This is a genomic window from Streptomyces sp. NBC_00285 (genome assembly GCF_036174265.1).
Lineage (GTDB): Bacteria > Actinomycetota > Actinomycetes > Streptomycetales > Streptomycetaceae > Streptomyces.
In genome coordinates, this window is the sequence record NZ_CP108055.1 from 3968090 (window position 1) to 3990769 (window position 22680).

At 71.1% G+C, this 22680-nt stretch carries 19 protein-coding genes; 13 read left to right on the forward strand and 6 right to left on the reverse strand.

Going from position 1 to position 22680, the window contains the following annotated elements; all coding sequences use genetic code 11:
* Positions 1–86 precede the first annotated feature (86 nt).
* Positions 87–1499: an amino acid permease gene (locus OHT57_RS18365; RefSeq protein ID WP_328747509.1), complete on the forward strand. Its 1413-nt coding sequence runs from the start codon at positions 87–89 to the stop codon at positions 1497–1499.
* 60 nt (positions 1500–1559) lie between these two features.
* Here the strand turns inward: OHT57_RS18365 and OHT57_RS18370 are convergent, their stop codons facing one another.
* Positions 1560–3989 carry a serine/threonine protein kinase gene (locus OHT57_RS18370; protein ID WP_328753237.1) on the reverse strand — a complete coding sequence of 810 codons (2430 nt, stop codon included), beginning with the start codon at positions 3987–3989 and terminating at the stop codon, positions 1560–1562.
* A gap of 231 nt (positions 3990–4220) precedes the next feature.
* Between OHT57_RS18370 and OHT57_RS18375 the strand changes: the two genes are divergently transcribed.
* Entirely contained in the window at positions 4221–4940 is a 720-nt protein-coding gene (locus OHT57_RS18375) for an LPXTG cell wall anchor domain-containing protein (protein ID WP_328747510.1), read from the forward strand.
* Between the two features lie 93 nt (positions 4941–5033).
* Here OHT57_RS18375 and OHT57_RS18380 read toward each other — a convergent pair whose 3' ends face one another.
* Positions 5034–5609, reverse strand: coding sequence for a biotin transporter BioY (locus tag OHT57_RS18380; RefSeq protein WP_328747511.1), 576 nt, complete (start codon positions 5607–5609; stop codon positions 5034–5036).
* Between the two features lie 422 nt (positions 5610–6031).
* Between OHT57_RS18380 and OHT57_RS18385 the strand changes: the two genes are divergently transcribed.
* From OHT57_RS18385 to OHT57_RS18415, 7 genes are all read left to right on the forward strand, one after another.
* On the forward strand, positions 6032–7219 hold the full coding sequence (locus OHT57_RS18385) for an ROK family transcriptional regulator (RefSeq protein ID WP_328747512.1): 1188 nt from the start codon (positions 6032–6034) through the stop codon (positions 7217–7219).
* A gap of 249 nt (positions 7220–7468) precedes the next feature.
* The gene (locus OHT57_RS18390) at positions 7469–8536 is read left to right on the forward strand and encodes an ABC transporter substrate-binding protein (protein WP_328747513.1); all 1068 of its coding nucleotides are present in this window, start codon (positions 7469–7471) and stop codon (positions 8534–8536) included.
* Positions 8533–9393 carry an ABC transporter permease gene (locus OHT57_RS18395; RefSeq protein ID WP_328747514.1) on the forward strand — a complete coding sequence of 287 codons (861 nt, stop codon included), beginning with the start codon at positions 8533–8535 and terminating at the stop codon, positions 9391–9393. The genes OHT57_RS18390 and OHT57_RS18395 overlap by 4 nt, the downstream gene beginning before the upstream one ends.
* Positions 9369–10094 (forward strand): ABC transporter ATP-binding protein, encoded by a 726-nt coding sequence (locus OHT57_RS18400; RefSeq protein WP_328747515.1) that lies wholly within the window; start codon positions 9369–9371, stop codon positions 10092–10094. Before OHT57_RS18395 ends, OHT57_RS18400 begins: the two co-directional genes overlap by 25 nt.
* A complete protein-coding gene (locus tag OHT57_RS18405) occupies positions 10091–11443 on the forward strand; it encodes an LLM class flavin-dependent oxidoreductase (RefSeq protein WP_328747516.1) in 1353 nt (450 codons plus the stop codon). Before OHT57_RS18400 ends, OHT57_RS18405 begins: the two co-directional genes overlap by 4 nt.
* Positions 11444–11458: 15 nt before the next feature.
* A complete protein-coding gene (locus OHT57_RS18410; protein ID WP_328747517.1) occupies positions 11459–12355 on the forward strand; it encodes a TauD/TfdA dioxygenase family protein in 897 nt (298 codons plus the stop codon).
* A gap of 157 nt (positions 12356–12512) precedes the next feature.
* Positions 12513–13154, forward strand: a complete 642-nt coding sequence (locus OHT57_RS18415) for a superoxide dismutase (RefSeq protein ID WP_328747518.1) — start codon at positions 12513–12515, stop codon at positions 13152–13154.
* 121 nt (positions 13155–13275) lie between these two features.
* Here OHT57_RS18415 and OHT57_RS18420 read toward each other — a convergent pair whose 3' ends face one another.
* The 3 genes from OHT57_RS18420 to OHT57_RS18430 all read right to left on the reverse strand — a co-directional run bounded on the left by OHT57_RS18420 (position 13276) and on the right by OHT57_RS18430 (position 16202).
* Positions 13276–14052 carry an SAM-dependent methyltransferase gene (locus OHT57_RS18420; RefSeq protein WP_328747519.1) on the reverse strand — a complete coding sequence of 259 codons (777 nt, stop codon included), beginning with the start codon at positions 14050–14052 and terminating at the stop codon, positions 13276–13278.
* 12 nt (positions 14053–14064) lie between these two features.
* Complete coding sequence (locus OHT57_RS18425) at positions 14065–14694, reverse strand: histidine phosphatase family protein (RefSeq protein ID WP_328747520.1); 630 nt, start codon at positions 14692–14694, stop codon at positions 14065–14067.
* A gap of 77 nt (positions 14695–14771) precedes the next feature.
* Entirely contained in the window at positions 14772–16202 is a 1431-nt protein-coding gene (locus OHT57_RS18430) for an FGGY-family carbohydrate kinase (RefSeq protein ID WP_328753238.1), read from the reverse strand.
* Positions 16203–16299: 97 nt separating this feature from the next.
* On the opposite strand from OHT57_RS18430, the gene OHT57_RS18435 reads away from it, so the two are divergent.
* The 3 genes from OHT57_RS18435 (at position 16300) to OHT57_RS18445 (ending at position 19090) form a co-directional block, all read left to right on the forward strand.
* The gene (locus OHT57_RS18435) at positions 16300–17340 is read left to right on the forward strand and encodes a 2-hydroxyacid dehydrogenase (RefSeq protein WP_328747521.1); all 1041 of its coding nucleotides are present in this window, start codon (positions 16300–16302) and stop codon (positions 17338–17340) included.
* Between the two features lie 18 nt (positions 17341–17358).
* A complete protein-coding gene (locus OHT57_RS18440; RefSeq protein ID WP_328747522.1) occupies positions 17359–18786 on the forward strand; it encodes an FGGY-family carbohydrate kinase in 1428 nt (475 codons plus the stop codon).
* A gap of 97 nt (positions 18787–18883) precedes the next feature.
* Entirely contained in the window at positions 18884–19090 is a 207-nt protein-coding gene (locus tag OHT57_RS18445; RefSeq protein WP_328747523.1) for a hypothetical protein, read from the forward strand.
* On the opposite strand, the gene OHT57_RS18450 is transcribed toward OHT57_RS18445, so the two are convergent.
* Positions 19091–19753 (reverse strand): mycothiol-dependent nitroreductase Rv2466c family protein, encoded by a 663-nt coding sequence (locus OHT57_RS18450; protein ID WP_328747524.1) that lies wholly within the window; start codon positions 19751–19753, stop codon positions 19091–19093.
* 136 nt (positions 19754–19889) lie between these two features.
* On the opposite strand from OHT57_RS18450, the gene pepN reads away from it, so the two are divergent.
* Positions 19890–22487 (forward strand): aminopeptidase N, encoded by a 2598-nt coding sequence (pepN, locus tag OHT57_RS18455; RefSeq protein ID WP_328747525.1) that lies wholly within the window; start codon positions 19890–19892, stop codon positions 22485–22487.
* Positions 22488–22680 lie beyond the last annotated feature (193 nt).

Sequence of the window (22680 nt, forward strand, 5' to 3'; positions counted from 1 at the left end):
CGGATTTCTTTGCCTCCGATTCACTGGACCGACCCGTACGTTGCTCGTGCGGGGACCCCCACACCCGGTACGAAGGAACTCCCCGTATGACTGGTCTCCAGGCCGGACTCAAGAACCGTCACCTCACGATGATCGCCATCGGCGGTGTCATCGGAGCGGGCCTCTTCGTGGGCTCCAGCTCCGGTATCGCCACCGCCGGACCCGGCATCCTGCTGTCGTACGCCCTGGTCGGCACTCTCGTCGTCCTCGTCATGCGGATGCTCGGTGAGATGTCCGCCGCGAACCCGACCTCGGGTTCGTTCTCCGCGCATGCCGACCGCGCGCTCGGGCGCTGGGCCGGCTTCTCCATCGGCTGGCTCTACTGGTTCTTCTGGGTCGTCGTGCTCGCGGTCGAGGCGACCGCCGGTGCCAAGATCCTCGAAGGGTGGATCCCCGCCGTACCGCAGTGGGGATGGGCGCTCATCGTGATGGTGGTGCTGACCGCCACCAACCTCGTCTCCGTGGGGTCCTACGGCGAGTTCGAGTTCTGGTTCGCCGGGATCAAGGTCGTCGCCATCGGAGCGTTCGTCGTCATCGGCCTGCTCGCCGTCTTCGGCGTGCTGCCCGGCGCCGACACCGACCAGGCGGGGCTGTCCAACCTCACCGACCACGGCGGCTTCCTCCCCCACGGAGCCGGCGCCATCCTCACCGGAGTACTCCTCGTCGTCTTCTCCTTCATGGGGAGCGAGATCGCGACCCTCGCGGCCGGTGAGTCGGAGGACCCGCAGCGGGCGGTGACCAAGTCGACCAACAGCATCATCTGGCGTATCGCCGTGTTCTACCTCGGCTCGATCTTCGTCGTCGTGACGTTGATCCCGTGGGACTCCAAGTCCATCCAGGACAACGGCTCCTACGTCGCCGCACTCGACTCCCTCGGCATCGCGCACGCCGGTCAGATCATGAACTTCATCGTGCTGACCTCGGTACTGTCCTGTCTCAACTCCGGCCTCTACACGGCCTCCCGGATGGCCTTCTCGCTCGGCGAGCGGGGAGACGCGCCGAAGGCGTTCGCCCGGGTCAACGGCCGGGGCGTGCCGATGGCGGCGATCCTCTCGTCGGTGGTGTTCGGCTTCGTGGCCGTCTTCTTCAACTACCTCTCCCCCGACAAGGTCTTCCTCTTCCTGGTCAACTCCTCCGGTGCGGTGGCCCTGTTCGTGTGGCTGGTCATCTGCTTCTCGCAGCTACGGATGCGGAAGATCATCCAGGCCGAGGCGCCGGAGAAGCTGGTCGTGAAGATGTGGCTGTACCCGTATCTGACCTGGGCGACGGCCGCGTTGATCGTGTTCGTCCTCGGATACATGCTGACCGACACGGAGCACGACGGACGGGAGACCGTACTGCTGTCGCTGCTCGTCGCGGCGGTGGTGCTGGCCATCGCCGTGGTGAAGGAGAGGCTCCGGGGACGGCGTACGGCTTCGGGCCCGGTGGGCGAGGTGACGGACAAGGTGTCCGTCGGCTGACCTGTTCGACCATGTGGTGAAGGGCCCCGCGGCGTGTGCCGCGGGGCCCTTCATCCGTGCCTACAGGACGGTGAAGCTGTCCTTCACCCTGCCGTACGTCTTGAGGGCCGCTGCCTCGATGTCCGGCTGGTACCAGGTGTTGACCTGGTACGACTTGTCTCCCACGTTGAAACCCAGCAGTTGGGCGTGCCAGGGGACTCCGCCGAGGGTGAAGGTGTACTCCCAGACGACCGCGGGATGGTCCTGGAACGTCGTCTCCTCCAGGCGGATCTTGCTGTAGTCCTGGCCCTGGTGGGCGTTCTGCTCGGAGGTCTCCCAGGTCTCCATCAGGTTGCCCCGGGCCAGGGAGGACTTGGCCACGAGTTCCTGCTTCCCGTCGGGCGAGGTGTAGTGGACCTCCGCCCCGGTCCGTACGTCCCGTCGCCAGCCGGTGGGTGTCGCCCACGCGAACCCTCCGGCCTCCTCGTGTGCGCCGGGCGGGAGGGAACGGGGGCGGGAGGTGCCCTCGACGGTGGAGGACGGCGAGGACGGGGAGCCACCGGTGGACGAGCCGGACTGCGACACGGAGGCCGACACCGACGCGGACGGGGAGTTACCGGCCTTGTCGTCGCCGGGCGAGCCCGAGGTGTTCGCGAGGAGCACGCCGACCACTGCGGCACCCACCACGAGCACGCTTCCGGCAGCCACGAGGGCGGTCCGGCGACGGCCGCGTCGGGGCGTCCCGGGCACGGCGGGCACGGCGGGGCCGGGGAGTTCGCCGGGGGGCATGCGGAGGGGGTGCGGACCGAGGACGAGGGCTGAGCCGGGGTCGGGTGCGGCGGTCGGGTCGGAGGCGGTGGCCGGGACCGGGAGTGCGGGATCCGGGTCCCGGGCGGAGTCGGGACGGGGCTCGGGGGCGGGACCTGCGCCGTCGCCCGGGGCGGAGTTCGGGTCGGAGTTCGGGGCGGGTACGGCCTGTCGGCCGCGGATCAGGGAGACACCGGGGCGGGAACCGCGGGAGGCCCCCGGTACCGGTGTGACGCGGGTGGGGGCGGAGGCGGCGCGCGTGGGGGTGTCCCGAGTCGGCGCGTCCGGCATCGGGTAGTGCTCCGTGGGGGCGCCCGCCGAGAGGGAGTCCTGGGTGGGAGCGCTCGCGACGGGCGTACTGGTCGTGGCGGCGCCCGCCCGGAGTACGGCTCCCACCGAGTTCCCGGACGGCGCCTCGGACCGCACCTCCGAACGTTCCTCGGAGACGGCCTCGGTGGAGGCACTGGCGACATGCGGAACCGAGGGCTCGGCCGGGGTGGGTGGCCGGGGTTGCCCGTCCACGACATCGGCGGCCACGGGAGTCCCGTCGGCCACTGCCTCCCCCGGCGGCGCGTCCGAGGGCGCGTGCCCGGCGGGAACGGCGTCCGAGGGCTCCTCCCCCGCACCGTCGCGCTCCGGCACGGGCGTCTCGCCCGCGGCCTCCGGCTCCGGCACCCCCGACTCCGGCAGCCGCGGATCGCGTGCCGCCCGCACGACCCGACCGTCCAGATAGGCGGGCGTATGCGACTCCCGCGGGGCCCACGGCAACGGCGGCGTCGCGTCCGGCGAGGCTCCGGGACCGCTGGACGCGTCAGGCCCCTCGGCCTCCGCACGCTCCTCGTCGGCCTCGTCGGCCTCGTCGTCCTCGTCGACGTGCACCTCCGGCTCCGCCGTCCCGGTGCCGTCCCCCGCGCCCACCCGCAGGGTCGGCGTGGGCGCGACCGTCGGGAACGCGACCGTGTGCAGGGCCGCCTCCACGTCGTCCAGGTCCGGGCGCACCGCCGGGTCCTTCTCCAGCAGGGCCGCCAGGATGTCCGTCAACGGGCCCGCGGAGACGGGGAGTACCGGCTCCTCGTAGAGGACCGCGTGCAGTGTGGCGAGTGTGGTGTCGCGGGAGAACGGGGACCGGCCGCCCAGGGCCGCGCAGAGGGTCGCGCCGAGGGACCAGACGTCGGACGGCGGGCCCTGGGGGCGGCCGGAGACCCGCTCGGGGGCCATGTAGTCCGGGGAGCCGACGAGCATGCCGACCATGGTGAGCGCCTTGGCGTCCTGGATCGCGGCGATGCCGAAGTCCGTGAGGACGATCCGGCGGCCGGTCCGGTCACTGGACTCCACCAGGACGTTCCCGGGTTTGATGTCCCGGTGCAGGACTCCGCGCGCGTGCACCTGGCGCAGTGCCTTGACCAGGCCGAGGCCGAGCAGTGCCGCCGCGTGCGGGCTCAGCGGGCCGTCCTCCACCATCATCCGTTCCAGGGAGCGGCCGGTGACCAACTCCATGACGATCCACAGGCGTTCACCCTCGTCCACGACGTCGTAGACCCGTACGACGTTGGGGTGGTCGATGCGTGCGGTGGCCCTGGCCTCGCGCAGGGTCCGTTCACGGCGGGTGCGGGCGTCCTCGGCGTCGAGGCCGTCGATCCGCATCTCCTTGACCGCGACCTGCCGGTCGAGCATTTCGTCGGCGGCTCGCCACACCCGCCCCATTCCCCCCTGGCCGATACTCTCGACCAGGCGATAACGTCCCGTCACCAGGAGCCCTGGAACTCCGCCGCTCCTCGTGTTTCCCGTATTTCCCGGCAATCCGCTGCACCCCCCTCAACGACGCCCCGATTGAAACACAATGGTCACACTTCGCGCCGTACCAGCATAGTGCGGAGAAATCTTGTGGTACCTCTTCAAGTACTGCGAATTCAGGCGCAGCCAAGGGGGACGAACATGAGTTCTCGTCGTATGACGACCATCGCCGGATCACTGGTCACGGCATCTTTCTCGACGGTGATGATCCTTTCCTTCACCGCGAGCGCGGACGACCAGGGGCCTGCAAGCAGCAAGGGGGGAAAGGCCGTTGACGAGGCGCCGGCGGGCGTGAAACTGACGACGACGCTGCCCGAGAAGATCTCCGTCGACAACAGCTCGAAGGCGACCGACATCACGGCGACCGTGAAGAACGACGGGAGCAAGGACAGCGGAAAGATCAGGCTTTTGGTCGTCGGTTTCGACGGCCTTACGGTCAAGAACGTTCAAGGCTGTTCTCCGATTGATAAAAAGGATCTCCCGGAGGGCTCGAACAGCGGTTTCGCCTGCCCCGTCGACAATCTCGCGGCCGGTAAGTCGAAGTCGTACGCCGTCGATGCCACGTTCGATCTCGGAAAGACCGGCAAGATCTGTCTGCCGGTGCAGACCGGCGACGGAAAGAAGACGTTCTGGCAGCAGGGCCCGGTTCCGTTCGGTACGGCCAACCCGTCGCCGAACGCTCCGGCCACCCCGCTGCTGCTGGGCACCGACAACACGCCCGTGGGACCCGGCGGCGACGAGCTGCCCAAGACCGGTGTCGGGCGGGATCTGCTGCCGCTGGGGGCGGCGGGGGCGTCCCTGATGGCGGCCGGCGCGGCCGGACTGTGGTGGTCGCAGCGGCGGCCCCGGACCGTCTGCTGATCCCACGGAGCAACAGCATGGGAAAACAACGGAGGCATGACCTGACGGGACCTGTCAGGTCATGCCTCCGGCATGCGCGGGCCGCGCGCGGTGTCAGCGCTTGACGAGCCTCCAGGCAGTGGGCAGGACGCCCATCGCCAAGGCCGCCTTGAGGGCGTCGCCGAGGAGGAACGGGGTGAGGCCGGCGGCGATCGCGGCGGACGCGGACATGTCGGCGGCGTAGGCGAGGTAGGGGACGCCGACGGCGTAGATGATCGCCTCGCCGACGAGCATCGTGCCCGCCGTGCGGAGCATCGAGCGGTCGGCGCCGCGGCGGGCCAGGGCGCCGACGGCGGCGGAGGCCAGGATCATGCCGAGGATGTAGCCGAAGGACACGGAGATCCCGGAGGTGCCCTGGGCGAACCACGGGACGCCGGCGAGGCCCGCCAGCGCGTACAGGGTGAGGGAGGCGACACCACGGCGGGCGCCGAGAGTCGTGCCGACGAGCAGCGCGGCGAAGGTCTGCCCGGTCACCGGCACCGGGGAGCCCGGCACGGGCACGGAGAGCTGCGCGGCGAGGCCGGTGAGGGCGGCGCCGCCGACCACGAGCGCGACGTCCCGGACGCGGGAGGCGGGGATCAGGTCGGCGAGGACCCGGCCGGTGCGAAGGGGGGCGACGGCGGTGCTCATGGGGACTCCGCGAGGGTGTGAACGGCGGGGGACATCGTGACGCTATCCCAGCGCGTTCCGGCCGATCACCGTCAGCGTCCGACAAAGCGGGGAGCGGCGGCTTGGTGGGCTTCGGACAAAGGATGCCGCTTACACCCGGTTCAGCGTGACCCCGGTCACTGAGGTGGGGTGGCCGAGGGCACGGGAGCGGCCGAGGGCGGCGCTGTGGGGATCCACCAAACGAATCCTAGTGGTCTGGTCGGATTCATGGTTCCTGCCCTACTCTTGCGGACATGGTCGCCCAGTCCCGGTACTTCTCGTCGCGTCGTCATGTCGACCTGCGACGCGTGGGCACGGCCACCTGTCGCCGTCCGGTGTGAGGCGGGTTCCGGCGCGCCTCACTCTCCGAGACGTGTCGGCCCCCGTTCCCGAGGACGGTTTCCATGCCCCGTACCGAGGCACCCCCTGTCATCGCCCCCACCCCCACCTCCCGGCGCCGGACCAGCGCCAGCGTGGTCCTGCGGTCCGTGCTGGAGCACGGGCCGGTGGCGCGCAGCACCATCGCCCGGCTGACCGGACTGTCCCCGGCGTCGGTGACGGACTACTGCTCCCGCTTCACCGAGCTCGGTCTGATCCGCGAGTCGGCCGCGCCCCGGCAGTCGAACGGCGTGGGCCGCCCGCACGTCCCCGTCGACCTGGACGACACGCGGTTCGTGGTGGGCGGTGTGCACGTGGCGGTGCCGTACACCACGGTCGCGCTGCTCGATCTGCGCGGCCGGGTGCTGGCCCGGCGTGAGCTGAAGCATGAACACACCGCGCCCGGGCCGGTGTTGGCGCGGGCCGCCGAGGGACTGGCCGCTCTGCTGGCCGGCTCTCCCGGTTGCCGGCCGCTGGGCGTCGGGGTCGCCGTCGGCGGCTGGGTGGACCGGGACTCCGGGACCGTCGTCGAGCATCCGCTGCTGGGCTGGCGTGAGGTGGCGGTGCGGGAGGTGCTCGGCGCCCGCACCGGCCTGCCGGTCCATGTGGACGGGCACGCGCGGGCGTTGGCCAACGCGGAGCGGCTGTTCGGGCAGGCGCGCGGCAGTCGGAGTCTGCTGCATCTGTTCGTCGGCAACGTGGTGGACGCCGCCTTCACGACCAACGACGAGGTGCACCACGGGCCGCGCTCCCAGGCGGGCGCCATCGCCCATCTGCCGGTGCCGGGCGGCACGGAGCCCTGCGAGTGCGGCCGGACCGGGTGCCTCCAGGCCGAGTTGAGCGAGCGGACGCTGTGCCGGCGGGCGCGGCAGGCGGGTGTCACCGAGGGCGTGAACCCCATGCACGTGGTCACGGCTGCCGCGGCGGGCGACCCGGAGGCGGTACGGCTGCTGGTGGAGCGGGCGGGTGCCGTCGGGCGGGCGGTGCGGCTGCTGCTGGACGTGCTGAACCCGGAGACGGTGGTCGTGACCGAGGTCGGCACCATCCACCGGGCGGACTGCCTCGCCGCGCTGCGCGAGGGGGTCGGCGACGACCGGGCGGCCTCCGTGATGCCGACGAGTTTCCCGGACGGCGTGCTGGCGGTGGCCGGCGGTGCGGTGGCGCTCGATGTGCTGTACCGGGATCCGCTGACCCTGTCACCTGAGCGGAGTTAATTCAGAAACTCCGAATGTTGACAGGGGCCACGTGCGACCGGGAACATTCTTTCCATGAGCCCGCACCTGTACTGTCGCACCCTTTGTTGCTGACACGCTGCCCCGCGTGACGCGCTCATTTCTCCTGCGTTGATCCCGTTCTCCGCGACGCGGTTTCCACGATCTCGCGCTCCACGGTCCCGTTCTCCGTGATCTCTTTCTCCGCGTTTCCTGCTGCGCTGTTTCGGCGCTGATTCCGGGAGTTCTCCCATGTCTGTTTCCCGTACGTCCGGCGTCGACCGGCGGCTGTTCCTCTCCTCGATCCTCGGTGCCGCGGCCGGTGTCGCCGGCCTCAGCGGCTGCGCAGGAAGCAGTGTCGCCGCCGACACCAAGGACGCACTGTCCGCCCCGCTCGCCGCCAAGGTCCCAGCGGGTACGAGCCTGAAAATCGCTTCGTATCTGGGCGCCCAGCAACTCCAGTTCAAGCTCGGAAAGTTCGGCGGCCTACCGTTCAAGGTGACCGACTGGGCCAATATCGGGGCCGGTCCCGATGTCATCAACGCCTTTCGCGCGGGGTCCCTCGACATCGGCAACAACGCGGGTATTCCGCCAATCCAGGCGCACTTCCAGGGTTACGACGCAAAAATCGTCGCGATCAACATCACCCGCAAACCGAACTACCTCTTCGCCACGAAACCCGGCAGCGACATCCGCACGGTCGACGACTTCAGAGGGAAGAAACTCGCGTTCTCGCAGGGACAGGCGCAGGGAGTCGTCCTGCTGCGGGCGTTGAAGAAGGCCGGGCTCTCCTACGACGACGTGAAGCTCGTCCCGCTGACCAGCAACCAGTTCTTCACCGCTCTGCAGTCCGGCCAGGTGGACGTGGCGCCGCTCGCCAACAGCCAGGCACCCGCCTACCTCCAGCAGTACGAGGCCAAGGGCGCCCACGCCATCACCACCGACGTGGTCGACCTGCTCAACCTGCTGTGGGCGCCCGCCTCCGTGCTGGGCGACCCCGCGAAGGCCGCCGCGGTCGCCGCCTACATCCCGTACTGGGCCAAGGGCCAGGTGTGGACGTACGAGAACCCCGACCTCTGGAACGAGGAGTTCTACGTGAAGACGCAGAACCTGACCCTCCCCCAGGCCAAGGCGGTCACCGCGCTCGCCAACAAGCCGCTGTTCCCGCCGAGTTGGGCCGAGGCCGTCAAGTGGGAGCAGGAGACCGCGGATCTGCTGGCGGAGGGCGGCTTCGTGAAGAAGTTCGACGTGAGCTCGCTCTTCGACCACCGCTTCGAAGGCATCGCCGCGAAGTCCGTGGCCGCGGAGTACCGGCGGTGACCGCCGTGACCACGACCTCGGTGACCACGACCGCGGCCGTACCCGCCGTGGCCGCCGAGGACGCGCCCCAGGTCCGCAGGCGCCGCCGGCTCTCCCCCGGCAGGCGCCTGCCCGCCGCCCGGCTCGTCGGCCCGGCCCTCCTCCTCGCCCTGTGGGCCGCCGCCTCGGCCGCCGGCCGACTCGATCCGGCCGCGATCCCCGCGCCCTGGACGGTGGTGAAGACCGGCGCCCGGCTGTGGACCGACGGAACGCTGCCGACCGACATCCTGACCTCGCTCCGGCGGGCCGGATCCGGGTTCGCGATCGGGCTGGTCGCCGGTGTCGCCCTCGCTCTGGCCGCCGGGCTGAGCCGGGTCGGCGAGGCACTGATCGACGGGACGGTGAATCTCAACCGGGCGATCCCCACCCTCGGTCTGATCCCGCTGTTCATCCTCTGGCTGGGCATCGGCGAGACCTTCAAGGTCGCGATCATCGCGATCGTCGTCTACATCCCGATCTATCTGAACACGCATGCCGCGCTGTCCGGCATCGACCACCGCTTCGTCGAACTCGCCGAGGTGCAGGGGCTGTCGAGGTTCGCCTTCGTACGGCAGATCGTCGTCCCCGGCGCACTGCCCGGATTCTTCGTGGGACTCCGGCTCGGCGTCACCGGCTCCTGGCTGGGCCTGGTCGTCCTGGAGCAGATCAACGCCACCAGCGGACTCGGCTACATGATGTTCCAGGCCCAGAACTACGGCCAGAGCGACGTGATCCTCGTCGGTCTCGTCGTCTACGGCGTCTTCGGCCTGGTCTCCGACAGCGCGGTCCGTCTCATCGAACGGAGGGTGCTGTCATGGCGACGCACACTGAGCAGCTGACCCGGCCCGCGGTACGGCTGCGGGGACTGACCCGGTCGTTCGACGGGCGCACGGTCCTCGACCACGTCGACCTCGACATCCCGGCCGGGCAGTTCGTGGCCCTGCTCGGGCACAGCGGCTCCGGCAAGAGCACGCTGCTGCGGGCGGTGGCGGGCCTGGATCACGAGGTGGTGGGAAGCGGTCGGCTCACCGCCCCCGAGCGGGTGTCCGTGGTCTTCCAGGACTCCCGGCTGCTGCCCTGGCGGCGGGTGCTGGACAACGTCCTGCTGGGCACGGACGGCGAGGCGAGGGGCCGCGAGGCGCTCGCCGAGGTGGGTCTCGCAGGCCGCGAACGGGCCTGGCCGAACGAGCTGTCCGGCGGTGAGGCGCAGCGGGCGGCACTGGCCCGGTCGCTGGTCAGGGAGCCCGAACTCCTGCTGGCCGACGAGCCGTTCGGTGCGCTGGACGCGCTGACCCGGATCAGGATGCACGCCCTGCTGCGGGAGCTGTGGAAGCGCCACCAGCCCTCGGTGCTGCTCGTCACCCACGACGTCGACGAGGCGATCGTCCTCGCCGACCGGGTGCTCGTACTCGACCAGGGCCGCATCGGCCTCGACCTGACCATCGACCGCCCGCACCCGCGCTCGTACCGGGACCCGAAGCTGGGCGACTACCGCGAACGGCTGCTGGCCGCACTCGGCGTCACGGAGGACCACGCATGACCGCACGACAGCTCCACCTCAACGCGTTCCTGATGAACACCGGCCATCACGAGGCCTCCTGGCGGCTCCCGGAGAGCGACCCGTTCGCGCACGTCGAGCTCGACCACTTCGTGCACCTGGCCCGGATCGCCGAGCGCGGCACCTTCGACTCGCTCTTCCTGGCCGACGGGCCGCAGTTGTGGAGCAACCTGGCGCAGCGGCCCGCGGGCGCGCTGGAGCCGCTGACCCTGCTGACCGCGCTGGCGACGGCCACCGAGCACATCGGGTTGATCGCGACGGCCTCCACCTCCTACAACTCGCCCTACAACCTGGCCCGCAAGTTCGCCTCGCTCGACATCATCAGCGGCGGCCGGGCCGGCTGGAACATCGTCACCACCGCCGGTGCGGAGGCCGCACGCAACTTCGGCCTGGACGCGGAGCCCGCGCACGCCGAGCGGTACGCCCGGGCGTCCGAGTTCCTCGATGTGGCCCTCAAGCTCTGGGACAGCTGGGAGGACGACGCGATCGTCGGCGACAAGGCGGCCGGCGTCTGGGGCGACGACACGAAGATCCACCCGCCGCGCCACCGGGGGAGGTACTTCAGCGTCGAGGGCGCGCTCAACGTGCCGCGCACACCCCAGGGTTACCCGCTGCTCGTGCAGGCGGGATCCAGCGAGGACGGCAAGGAGTTCGCGGCCCGCTACGCGGAGGCGGTGTTCACCGCACAGCAGACCATCGAGGACGCACGGGCCTTCTACGCCGACCTCAAGTCCCGTACCGTCGCGGCCGGCCGCGACCCCGACCACATCAAGGTGCTGCCCGGCATCGTCCCCGTCATCGGCGCCACGGAGGCCGAGGCGCTGGCGAAGGAACAGGAGCTGGAGGAGCACATCGTGCACCGGCACGGCGTGGCCGGCCTGGAACGCCTGCTGCAACTCCCGGAGGGAACACTGGAGTTGGACAAAAGACTGCCCACGGACCTGCCGCCCGAGTCCGCCATCGAGGGCGCGAAGAGCCGCTACACGCTGGTCGTGGAGCTGGCCAGGCGGGACCGTCTCACCGTGCGGCAGCTGATCGGACGGCTCGGCGGCGGACGCGGCCACCTCACCTTCGTCGGCACGCCCGAGCAGGTCGCCGACGCCATCGGGACGTGGTTCACGCAGGGAGCCGCCGACGGCTTCAACATCATGCCCGCGGTGCTGCCGTCCGGCCTCGACGCCTTCGTCGACCACGTCGTCCCGATCCTGCGCACCCGCGGTCTGCTCCGCACGGAATACGGCCCGCGCCGGACCCTGCGGGACCGCTACGGCCTCCCCCGCCCCGCGAACCAGTACGCCCAGCCCGTGCTCGCCCAGCCCGTCCACGCCTAGAAAGGGACCCCTCACATGTCCGGTATCGAGATCCGCAAGGTCACCGCCCGCATCGGCGCCCACATCTCCGGCGTCGACCTCACCAAGCCCCTCGACGGGGAGACGGCCACCGCACTGCGCGACGCCCTCAACGCCCACAAGGCGCTGGTCTTCAGCGACGTGAACCTCGACGACGCGGGCCAGCAGGCCTTCGCCCGGCACTTCGGCGACCTCACCACCGCCCACCCGACCGTGCCCTCGATCGACGGCGCCCCGAACGTCCTGCCCGTCGACAGCGAGGGCGGCCGGGCCGCCAACAACTGGCACACCGACGTCACCTTCGTCCTCAACCCGCCGCAGGCCAGCACCCTGCGCAGCCTGACGATCCCGCCGTACGGCGGCGAGACGCTGATCGCCAACGCGGCGGCCGCCTACCGCGATCTGCCGGAGCCCCTGCGGCAGTTGGCCGACAACCTGTGGGCCGAGCACACCAACGACTACGACTACGCCGTGCCGGACGAGACGCTGGACGAGGAACAGGCCTCCCGGCGCGCCCAGTTCACCTCGATCACCTACCGCACGGCCCATCCGGTGGTCCGGGTCCACCCGTTGACCGGTGAACGCGGGCTGTTCATCGGCGGGTTCGCGCAGCGGATCGTGGGCCTGTCGGCGGGCGAGTCGCGCACGCTGCTCGGCCTGCTCCAGTCGTACGTCACCCGGCCGGAGAACCTGCTGCGGCACCGCTGGTCCGAGAACCAGCTCGTCCTGTTCGACAACCGCATCACCCAGCACTACGCCGTCGACAACTACGACGGTCTGCCGCGCCGGCTGCACCGGGTGACCGTCGCCGGGGACGTGCCGGTGGGCATCGAGGGCAAGGAGAGCTACTCGATCCAGGGCGACGCCTCGCACTACACGGCCGTCGCGGCGTAGTCACAACGGTTCCGGCGCGGCCGTACTCGACGGCCGCGCCGGGGACCGGCCCCCAGGCACCCCGACAAGGACCCCCCGTTCACCCGCGGGGGGCTTTTTGTTGCTAGCGTGCAGTTGCAAGCTCTTCGCAATAAGAGGTTCGGAGGGGGACCCACCCATGCCCGTCTACACGCTGCCCGAGCTGCCCTACGACTACTCCGCGCTCGCGCCCGTGATCAGCCCCGAGATCATCGAGCTGCATCACGACAAGCACCACGCCGCCTATGTGAAGGGTGCCAACGACACCCTGGAGCAGTTGGCGGAGGCGCGTGACAAGGAGTCGTGGGGCGCGGTCAACGGGCTGGAGAAGAACCTGGCCTTTCACCTCTCCGGGCACATCCTGCACTCGATCTACTGGCACAACATGACCGGTGACGGCGGCGGCGAACCCCTGGAGGCCGACGGGCTGGGCGAGTTGGCGGACGCGATCGCCGAGTCCTTCGGCTCCTACGCCGGCTTCAAGGCGCAGCTCACCAAGGCCGCCGCCACCACCCAGGGTTCAGGCTGGGGCGTCCTCGCCTTCGAGCCCCTCAGCGGGCGGCTGATCGTCGAGCAGGTCTACGACCACCAGGGCAACGTCGGCCAGGGCTCCACCCCGATCCTGGTCTTCGACGCCTGGGAGCACGCCTTCTACCTGCAGTACCGCAACCAGAAGGTCGACTTCATCGACGCCATGTGGGCCGTCGTCAACTGGCAGGACGTGGCCCGGCGTCACGAGGCCGCCAAGTCCCGTGCGGATGTGCTGCTGTTGGCGCCCTGAACGGCCCGCACCGAAACGTCCTGCCTCGTGATCGTCTTCTCAACCTTCATGACGGCGGGCGGAGAGAAGCGAAGCCCCCGCGAGGACATGACTCGCGGGGGCTTCGCCTGTGCCGGGCGCGCTACGGCTTGCGGCCCACGCCGCCGTGCTGGCCGATCGGCGCGGGTGTCCCCTCGCCCTCGGGACGCCACAGCGGGACGGACACCACACCCGGGTCCACCAGGTCCAGGCCCTCGAAGAACGCCTCGATCCTGTCGACCGGCCGCAGGAAGTAGGGGACCGCGCCGGTCTCGTTGTAGGCGTCCTGGGCCTGTTCGTAGTCCGGGTCGGTGCCGCGGGAGCCGTCGTTGACACAGAGGTGGCTGCCCGAGGGCAGGCCCGCCAGCAGACGGCGGACCAGGTCCCGGGCCACGTCGTAGTCGGCGACATGGCCCAGCAGGCCGCTGAGGATCAGGGCCGTGGGACGGGTCAGGTCCAGGGTGCGGGAGGCCGCTTCGAGGATCTTCTCGGGCTCGTAGAGGGTCAGGTCCTCGTACGCCGTCACACCCTCCGGGGTGGAGGTGAGCAGGGCGCGGGCGTGGGCGAGGACCAGCGGGTCGTTGTCGACGTAGACGATCTTCGATTCGGGGGCGCTGCGCTGGGCGACCTCGTGGGTGTTGTCGACCGTGGGCAGCCCGGTGCCGACGTCGAGGAACTGGCGGATGCCCGCCTCCTCGACCAGATACCGGATGCTGCGGCCGAGAAAGGCCCGGCTGCTGCGGGCGATCGTGACGATGCCGGGGAAGACGGCGGTGTACGCGTCACCGGCCGCCTCGTCCACGGGGTAGTTGTCCTTGCCACCGAGCCAGTAGTTCCAGATCCGGGCCGAATGCGGCACCGAGGTGTCGATCTCCGTCATGGTCCTATCGTGCTACGACCGGTCCGGCTCGCACGGCACATTGAGGGAGAGAAGTGCGGCGGATCCGTCCTTGTCGAGGCGGAGTTCGGTGATCGCCGCGTTGCGCAACCGCGGGAACACTCTGCGGTACTCCCCGGCCGGGATCGACAGCAGCCTGCACAGCACCAGCCGCAGCAGGGTGTTGTGGGCGACGACCAGGACCCGCTCGCCGGGGTGGGCGGAGGCGATGCGGCGGAGCGCGTCCGTGCCGCGGGCGGCGGCCGCCGTCGGGTCCTCCGCGCCCGGGAAGGGGAACGTCACCGGGTCCGCGCGGAAGGCCTCGGCCGCGTCGGGGACCTCCGCCGCGAACTCCGCGAGGGTACGGCCCTCCACCACCCCGAAGTCGCACTCCCTGAGACCGGGTTCGCGGTGCGGGGTGAGACCGAGGGCCCGGCAGGCCGGTTCGGCGGTGGCGATCGCCCGCGACAGGGGGGACGTCCAGACCGCGTCGGGGCGGTGCACGGCGGCCCACCGGCCGAGCGCCTGCGCCTGGGCGCGGCCCTCGTCGGTGAGCCCGACGTCGCTCACGCCCGCGTAGCGGTTCTCGGCGTGCCAGATCGTCTGCCCGTGCCGGGCCAGCAGCAGGGTCGTACTCGTGCTCATGAGGCGATCCACTCGGTCGGGGTCGGGGGCGGGGGCGGGGCCGGCGGGAGCAACGGAAGGCTGCGGGGAAGGCGTGTTCATGAGTGTGCGGCATCCCGGTCGAGCCGGGCGCGCGCGTGGGCGGTCACCTCCGCGGGGAGCCACCCTCGGGCCGTGAGCTCGTCGAGGAGACGGGCGTACGGCTCGGCGAAGACCTCGGTGCGGCCGGGGCGCGGCTCCACGACCGTGCGGATGCGGACCATGCGCTCGGCGGCATCCGCGAGGGGGATCCCGGTGGTGCCGTGGACGGCCAGCGCGGCCATTCCCAGGGCCGGTTCGGGCTGTTCGGGGACGCGGGCCGGGCGGGCGAGGATGTCGGCGCGGAGCTGGTTCCAGTACGGGCTGCGGGCCGCGCCCCCGGTGAAGGTGAGCGGGCCGTCCAGCGGGGCGCCCAGGTGGTGCAGGTAGTCCAGGCACAGGCGCTCCGCGAACCCCACGCCCTGCAGGAGCCCGGCCCAGCGGTCGGCGTCGTCGGCGGGGGTGCCCAGGAGGAGGGCGGTGGCGTCCGGGGCCAGGAACGGGAACCGCTCCCCGCGCGACACCAGCGGGTAGGCGACCGTGCCGGACGGCTCGAAGGCGGCCGCACGCTTGTCCATCGCCACGGGGTCGGCGTCCGCCGGGAGCGCCCCCGCGCCCACGCTCGACGCCCCGCCGGGCAGCCAGGTCCCGCCCGGCGCCCGGTGGTTGTAGACCACTCCGGTGGGGTCCAGGACCGGGTCCGGGGCGGCCCCCTTGAGGACGAGGGTGGTACCGAGGACCGAGTTCCAGGAGCCGTGGCGCAGGGCGCCCGCCGCGATCTGGGCCGCGCAGCCGTCGGTCATCCCGGCGATGACGGGGGTCCCGGCGGGGATACCGGTCGCCTCGGCGGCAGCCGGGCAGACCTCGCCGAGCCTGGTCCCGGGCAGGACGACCTCGGGGAGGTCCAGGTCGATATCCGGCCAGGTGTCGCGCCGGAGGTCGTAACCCGTCTTGAGGGCGTGACTGGAGTCGGTGGGCACCGGCCCGCCGGCCAGCCGTGCGGTGACGACGTCGGGCTGGTGGGTGACGCGGCCCCTTCCGTGAGCGTCGACGAGCCACAGCGCCTTCGGCAGCGCCCAGGTGTCCTGCACCGCGAGCCCCGCCTCCCGCAGCCGCGCCGCCCGGTCCGCCGCGCGGGAGTCGTCGTACATCAGCGCCGGGCTCGTCGGCCGTCCCGCCGCGTCCGTCAGCAGGACCGTCCCGGACGTCCCGCACACCGCGAGTCCGCCGATCCGTACGCCCGTCAGAGTGGTGAGCGCGGACCGGGACGCCGTGCGCACCGCCTCCCACCACTCCCCCGGATCCTGCTCGTGCCGCCCGCCCTCGCGCCGGCCGCCGAGCGGGGCGGAGCCCCGGCCCAGCACGGTTCCGTCGGCCGTCACCGCCAGCACGCGGACGCTCTGGGTGCCGAGGTCGATCCCCAGCCACGCCGTCTCGTTCTCGTCTGTCATCTCTGTCATCGGGGCCTCCCACCCGCACGGGGTCTATGCGTACCCCGGACACGCGGCTCAACATCGTCTCAGTGAAGCAACGACCCGGAGGTCGACGATGACCCAGAGGACCGATCCCGTACGTGTCGTGGCGGCCGGCGACCACTTCGTGCTGCCGGGGCTGATCGCCGGGGCCGTCGCGGCCGAGCTGGGCGGCATCCCGGTCAGGACGAGGGAGTTGACGCTCGGCTGGCCCCTGGAGCCCTTCGGTCCCGTCGCGGAGGTGACGGAGGCGAGCGACGCCGAGGACGAACTGATCGAGGCGCTCCCGGGAGCGGAGGTGCTGGTCACCCAGATGGGCCCGGTCACCGAGCGGGTGCTGGCCGCCGCCGACTCCCTGCGGCTGGTCGTGGTCTGCCGCGGCGGCCCGGTCAACGTGAACCTGGACGCGGCCAAGGCCCGGGACGTCCGGGTGTGCTTCGCGCCCGGCCGCAACGCCGCCGCCACCGCCGAGTTCACCGTCGGCACACTGCTCGCCGCGCTGCGCCGCATCCCGCAGGCCCACGGCCTGCTCGCCGGCCAGGGCAGCTGGGAGGGCGCCGCCTACTACACGTACGAGCACAGCGGTCTGGAGCTGGAGGACCTGCCCGTCGGACTCGTCGGCTACGGCGCCGTCGGCAGCAGGGTCGCGCGCGCACTGTGCGCCTTCGGGGCGCAGGTGATGGTGTACGACCCCTATGTGCGCGGCGAGATCCACGGCCTGCGCGTCTCCTCCCTCGACCAGCTCCTCGCCCGCTCCCGGGTGATCACCCTGCACGCCCGCCTCACCGCCGAGACCCGCGGTCTGATCGGCGCCCGTGAACTGGCGCTGCTGCCCGAGGGTGCGGTCGTGGTGAACGTGGCCCGCGGACCGCTCCTGGACGAGTCCGCCCTGTGCGACGCGCTGGAGAGCGGCCATCTGTCGGCCGCAGCCCTCGACACCTACGAGCACGAACCGCTGCCTCCCCAGTCCCGGCTGCACGCCCTGGCCGACCGGGTCGTCCTGACCCCGCACCTCGGCGGGGCGAGCCGCTCGGTGGCCGAGAAGGCGGCGAGGATCGCGGCGGAGGAGGTGGGCCGCTGGGTGCGGGGGGAGCGGTTGGCGCACTGCTTGACGTGACCTGGAAGGGATTTCTTCATGTACGTCGGTATCGATGTGGGCACATCCGTCGTCAAGGCCGCCGCCTTCGACGCCGAGGGCCGTCAACTGGCCGTCGAGTCACGCCCGGTGGAGCTCTCCCTGCACGGCGGGTTCGTCGAGCAGGACATGACGGAGGTCTACGACGCCGTCGTCGACGTCCTCGCCAGGCTGACCGGGCGGGTGCCCGAGCCGGTGGAGCTGGCCGGACTGACCGGGCAGGGTGACGGGGTGTGGCTGGTCGACCGGGAGGGGCGGCCGGTGCGGTCCGCGGTGTCCTGGATGGACGGGCGGGCCCACGAACTGCTCGACCAGTGGCTGGCGGACGGCACGTTCGAGACGGTGTTCCGGCGGACCGGCGGCGCGATGTTCCCCGGCTCGCCGGGGCCGTTGCTGGCCTGGCTCGACCGGCACGACCCGAAGTCCCTGGATGCCGCCGCGGCCGCCCTGTACTGCAAGGACATGGTCTTCCAGCGGCTGACGGGTGCCACCCTGGGGGTGTCGGACGTGTCGGACGCGTCCATGCCGTTCCTCGATCCGCGGACGAGGTCGTACGACAACGGGGTGGTGGAGCTGCTGGGACTCACCCGTCGCCGTCGGCTGCTGCCTCCCGTCGGTGACCCGATCGCCACCGGCGAGACCCGGGGAGAGGGGCTGCCGCCCGGGACCCGGCTGTCGAACGGGCCGTACGACCTGCCGGCCTGTGCGCTCGGCGCCGGGGTCACCGCGCCGGGCGACGGACTCCTCATCGTCGGCACCTGTCTGGCGGCGCTGGTCGCCACGACCGAGCTCGATCTGAGCGGTGAGCCCGCCGGGCTGTACATCTCCACCGACCGGCCGGGGCACCGGCTGCGGGCGATGCCGGCGATGGTCGGGACGGCGGCGCTGGACTGGGTGCTGTCCACGACGGGCGTCACCCATGCCGAGGTCGACGACCTGCTGGCCGCGACCCCGCCGGGGGCGCACGGGGTCGGGGTGCTGCCGTACTTCGCGCCCTCCGGCGAGCGGGCCCCCTTCGTCGAGCCGCATCTGCGGGCCGAGCTGAGCGGGGTCTCGCTGGAGACGACCAGGGCCGACCTGGTCCGGGCGACCTGCGAGGGCATCGGGTACGCGGCCCGGCACTGTCTGGAGGCGGCGGGGCTGACGGGGTCGCTCGCGGTGTGCGGGGGCGGGACGCGGAGTTCCGCGTGGATGCGGTTGCTGGCGGACGTGCTGGGACGGCCGTTGCGGGTCGTCGAGGGGGAGGTGGGCGCCCGGGGAGCGGTGCTGGCGGCCGCGGAACGCTACGGGGTCCCGCTGGACGCGGCCGCGTGGACCGAGCCGACGGCGATCGTGGAGCCGGACGCGGGGCGGGCCTCGTACTACGCGAAGGGGTACGAGGAACACCTGGTGCGGCTGCGGGAGGCACGCGGGCGGGCACGGCGCTGAGGCCGCGGCGGGACCGGTTCCGGGCTGCCGCCCCGGCCTCGCGAGGACCTACGCTCGCGGGGCCGAGGCAGCCGGCCTCGGGCCACCGGGGGGTCACATGCCCAAGATGCCGTGCCCGAACTGCGGCTCGTCCGAGGAGTTCGAAACCCTCAGGGACGACAAGGAGAAGGCACACGTCCGCAAGAACAAGCCGAAGTGGACCCGCCTGAACGCGTACTACCGCTGCTCACGAGGGAGCTGCCGGCGGTACCAGCGGCTGGGCGACGTGCACGACGGCGGTACCTTCCCCGAGCCGAAGAACTGACTACAGGTTGCTGAAGTCCGGCCCCTTCGTGCGGGAGCGCTTGATCTCGTAGAAGCCCGGGACCGAGGCGACCGCCACGGTGCCGTCCCAGAGGCGGGCGGCCTCCTCGCCCTTGGGGGCCGGGGTGACGACCGGGCCGAAGAAGGCGATCTGCTCGCCGTCGGGGCCGGGGACCGCGATGACCGGGGTGCCGACGTCCTGGCCGACCTTGTCGATGCCCTCCTTGTGGGAGGCGCGCAGCTCGGCGTCGAACTCGAAGTCCTTCTGGTCGAAGTACTCGATCAGGTCGGCGGGCAGGCCGACCTCCGCCAGGGCGCCCTCGACGGCCTCGCGCGTCGGGCCCTGGCCCTCGTTGTGGATACGGGTGCCGAGTGCGGTGTACAGCGGGCCGAGGATGTCGGAGCCGTGCTTCTGCCAGGCCGCGGTGACCACCCGGATCGGCTGCCAGGCCTTGGTCTCCAGCAGCTCGCGGTACTCCTCGGGAAGCTCGTCGATCTTCGGTTCGTTCAGCACCGCCAGGCTCATGATGTGCCAGCGCACCTCGATGTCACGGACCTTCTCGACCTCCAGGACCCAGCGGGAGGTCATCCAGGCCCAGGGGCACAGCGGGTCGAACCAGAAGTCGACGGGGGTCTTGCCGGGAGCGCTCGCGGACTCGGACATGGGTCTCCTAGAGAAGAGTTCTTTCCCCTGGCAACACCGGCCGTCGCCGTCCCCATTCCCGGCTGACCGATGTCAGGGGCACATGGCAGGATCGGGCCTGTCCGCATGCTGAACACGACCTGAGGGAGTGCCCCCCGTGCCCGGTGAGAATCTGTCCCGTGACGAGGCCCGGGAGCGGGCCGCCCTGCTGTCCGTCGACGGGTACGACGTGTCCCTCGACCTGCGCTCGGCGGTCGGCGACCAGGCCGGGGACGGACCGCGTACGTTCCGGTCCGTGACCACGATCCGCTTCCGGTGCAACGAGCCGGGCGCGTCGAGCTTCGCGGACCTGATCGCGCCGAGCGTCACGGCGCTCTCGCTGAACGGCCGGGACCTCGACCCGGGCGAGGTCTTCGACGGCTCCCGGATCGCCCTGGAGGACCTGGCGGCCGACAACGAGCTGATCGTCGACGCCCAGTGCGCCTACTCCCGCACCGGTGAGGGCATGCACCGCTTCGTCGACCCCGAGGACGGCGAGGTCTACCTCTACACGCAGTACGAGCCGGCCGACTCCCGCCGGGTCTACGCGAACTTCGAGCAGCCGGACCTCAAGGCGCCCTACCGCTTCGAGGTGCGGGCCCCCGAGGGCTGGACGGTGTGGAGCAACGGGGCCGGGGACCTGGCCGACGGTGTCTGGCGGTTCGCGGAGACGAAGCCGATCTCGACGTACATCACGTGCGTGGTGGCGGGGCCGTACCACTACGTCACCGACTCGTACTCCCGTACCTTCGCCGACGGCACGACGCTGGAGATCCCCCTCGGTGCCCTGTGCCGGAAGGGGCTCGCCCCCTACTTCGACTCCGACGACGTCTTCCTCGTCACCAAGCAGGGCCTGGACTTCTTCCACGAGCACTTCGACTACCCGTACCCCTTCGGGAAGTACGACCAGGCGTTCGTGCCCGAGTACAACCTCGGCGCGATGGAGAACCCGGGGATCGTCACCTTCCGCGAGGAGTTCATCTTTCGGGGCAAGGTCACCCAGGCGTCCTACGAGGGCCGGGCCAACGTCATCCTGCACGAGATGGCGCACATGTGGTTCGGCGACCTGGTCACCATGGTGTGGTGGGACGACCTGTGGCTGAAGGAGTCCTTCGCGGACTTCATGGGCACCTTCGCCAACGTCGGCGCGACCCGCTTCAAGGACGCCTGGATCACCTTCGCCAACCGCCGCAAGGCCTGGGCGTACCGCGCCGACCAGCTGCCCTCCACGCACCCGATCACCGCCGACATCCGCGACCTCCAGGACGCCAAGCTCAACTTCGACGGCATCACGTACGCCAAGGGCGCGTCCGTGCTGAAGCAGCTCGTCGCGTACGTCGGCCAGGACGCGTTCCTGGAGGGCGCGCGGCGCTACTTCAAGCGGCACGCGTACGGCAACACGGGTCTCGGTGATCTGCTGTCGGTGCTGGCGGAGACCAGCGGGCGCGACATGGACACGTGGGCGCGGTCCTGGCTCCAGACGGCCGGGGTCAACTCCCTCACCCCGCAGGTGGTGTTGGACGTGGAGGGTGGCCGGATCGCCGAGCTGACGGTGCTTCAGGACGCGGCTGCCATTGCCCCGGCGGACCACCCCGAACTCCGCCCGCACCGGGTGGTCGTGGGCCTCTACCGGACGGAGGACAGGCGTCTCGTCCGGTACGAGCGGGCCGAGGTGGACGTCGACGGCCCGCGTACGGTCGTGGTGGAGCTGGCCGGTGCGGACGCGCCGGAGCTGGTGCTCGTCAACGACGAGGACCTCACGTACGCCAAGACCCGTTTCGACGCCGTGTCGTTGGCGACCCTGCGGGACCGGCTCGGGGCGCTGACCGACCCGATGGCGCGCGCCCTGTGCTGGTCGGCGCTGTGGAACATGACGCGGGACGCATTGCTGCTCGCGCCCGACTTCATCGACCTGGTGGCGCAGTACGGGCGCCGGGAGACCGACATCGGCGTCCTCCAGATGTTGCACGCGTGGGCGAACTCGGCGCTGGTCAACTACTCGCCGCCGTGGTGGCGCGAGATCGGTGCGGAGATCCTGGCGCACATCGCGGAGCGGGATCTGCGGAACGCCGAGCCCGGCAGCGAGCAACAACTGGCCTGGGCGCGGTTCTTCGCGTCGGTGGCGTCGGCGCCGGACGAACTGGCGCTGCTGCGGGGCCTGTTGGACGGCACGGAGAAGGTGGACGGGCTGGTGGTCGACCAGGAGCTGCGCTGGGCGTTCCTGGAGCCGCTGACCGCGCACGGCGTCGCCGACGAGGCCGTGGTGGCCGCCGAACTGGCCCGGGACGACACCGCGTCCGGCAAGCGCCACCAGGTCCGCACGCTCGCCGCCCGCCCCTCGGCGGCCGTCAAGGCGCAGGCGTGGGTGCAGGTCGTGGAGTCGGAGGCGCTGTCCAACGCGCAGGTCGAGGCGACGATCGCGGGCTTCGTGCAGCCGTCGCAGCGGGAGCTGCTGGCGCCGTACGCGGAGAAGTACTTCGCGACGATCGAGCGGGTGTGGCAGGAGCGGTCGATCCAGATCGCGATGAACATCGTGTCGGGGCTGTTCCCCTCCCTGCAGGACTCGCAGGCCACGCTGGACGCGGCCGACGCGTGGCTCGCCGCGCACGAGGACGCGGCACCCGCGCTGCGGCGGCTGGTGCTGGAGGGACGGGACGATCTGGCGCGGGCGCTGCGGGGGCAGGCGTGCGATGCCGGGGCCGTCAACCACGGGTGACCTTTGGCCTGAGCTTGGGCGCCCGGTAGTCGTTACGAAATACGGTCAATAGCAGCCGTAACCCCTGGTCCGACCCGAATGGACCAGGGGTTTTCGCTGTGTACTCGGCACCCGAACACCCGTCCTTTAGTACCGCCTTGTCCGTATGTGTCGACGGGCGTGTAACAGCGGTTAGGAGCCGGACGAACTGCGG

What these genes read in the sequence shown, in the direction of transcription:
- OHT57_RS18450 (WP_328747524.1), bottom strand. Translation starts at nt 19,753, where the DNA reads ATGTCCGAGTCCGCGAGCGCTCCCGGCAAGACCCCCGTCGACTTCTGG.
- OHT57_RS18420 (WP_328747519.1), bottom strand. Translation starts at nt 14,052, where the DNA reads ATGACGGAGATCGACACCTCGGTGCCGCATTCGGCCCGGATCTGGAAC.
- OHT57_RS18445 (WP_328747523.1), top strand. Translation starts at nt 18,884, where the DNA reads ATGCCCAAGATGCCGTGCCCGAACTGCGGCTCGTCCGAGGAGTTCGAA.
- OHT57_RS18410 (WP_328747517.1), top strand. Translation starts at nt 11,459, where the DNA reads ATGTCCGGTATCGAGATCCGCAAGGTCACCGCCCGCATCGGCGCCCAC.
- OHT57_RS18400 (WP_328747515.1), top strand. Translation starts at nt 9,369, where the DNA reads ATGGCGACGCACACTGAGCAGCTGACCCGGCCCGCGGTACGGCTGCGG.
- OHT57_RS18440 (WP_328747522.1), top strand. Translation starts at nt 17,359, where the DNA reads ATGTACGTCGGTATCGATGTGGGCACATCCGTCGTCAAGGCCGCCGCC.
- OHT57_RS18425 (WP_328747520.1), bottom strand. Translation starts at nt 14,694, where the DNA reads ATGAGCACGAGTACGACCCTGCTGCTGGCCCGGCACGGGCAGACGATC.
- OHT57_RS18430 (WP_328753238.1), bottom strand. Translation starts at nt 16,202, where the DNA reads ATGACAGACGAGAACGAGACGGCGTGGCTGGGGATCGACCTCGGCACC.
- OHT57_RS18415 (WP_328747518.1), top strand. Translation starts at nt 12,513, where the DNA reads ATGCCCGTCTACACGCTGCCCGAGCTGCCCTACGACTACTCCGCGCTC.
- OHT57_RS18380 (WP_328747511.1), bottom strand. Translation starts at nt 5,609, where the DNA reads ATGAGCACCGCCGTCGCCCCCCTTCGCACCGGCCGGGTCCTCGCCGAC.
- OHT57_RS18365 (WP_328747509.1), top strand. Translation starts at nt 87, where the DNA reads ATGACTGGTCTCCAGGCCGGACTCAAGAACCGTCACCTCACGATGATC.
- OHT57_RS18435 (WP_328747521.1), top strand. Translation starts at nt 16,300, where the DNA reads ATGACCCAGAGGACCGATCCCGTACGTGTCGTGGCGGCCGGCGACCAC.
- OHT57_RS18375 (WP_328747510.1), top strand. Translation starts at nt 4,221, where the DNA reads ATGAGTTCTCGTCGTATGACGACCATCGCCGGATCACTGGTCACGGCA.
- OHT57_RS18405 (WP_328747516.1), top strand. Translation starts at nt 10,091, where the DNA reads ATGACCGCACGACAGCTCCACCTCAACGCGTTCCTGATGAACACCGGC.
- OHT57_RS18385 (WP_328747512.1), top strand. Translation starts at nt 6,032, where the DNA reads ATGCCCCGTACCGAGGCACCCCCTGTCATCGCCCCCACCCCCACCTCC.
- OHT57_RS18390 (WP_328747513.1), top strand. Translation starts at nt 7,469, where the DNA reads ATGTCTGTTTCCCGTACGTCCGGCGTCGACCGGCGGCTGTTCCTCTCC.
- OHT57_RS18370 (WP_328753237.1), bottom strand. Translation starts at nt 3,989, where the DNA reads ATGGGGCGGGTGTGGCGAGCCGCCGACGAAATGCTCGACCGGCAGGTC.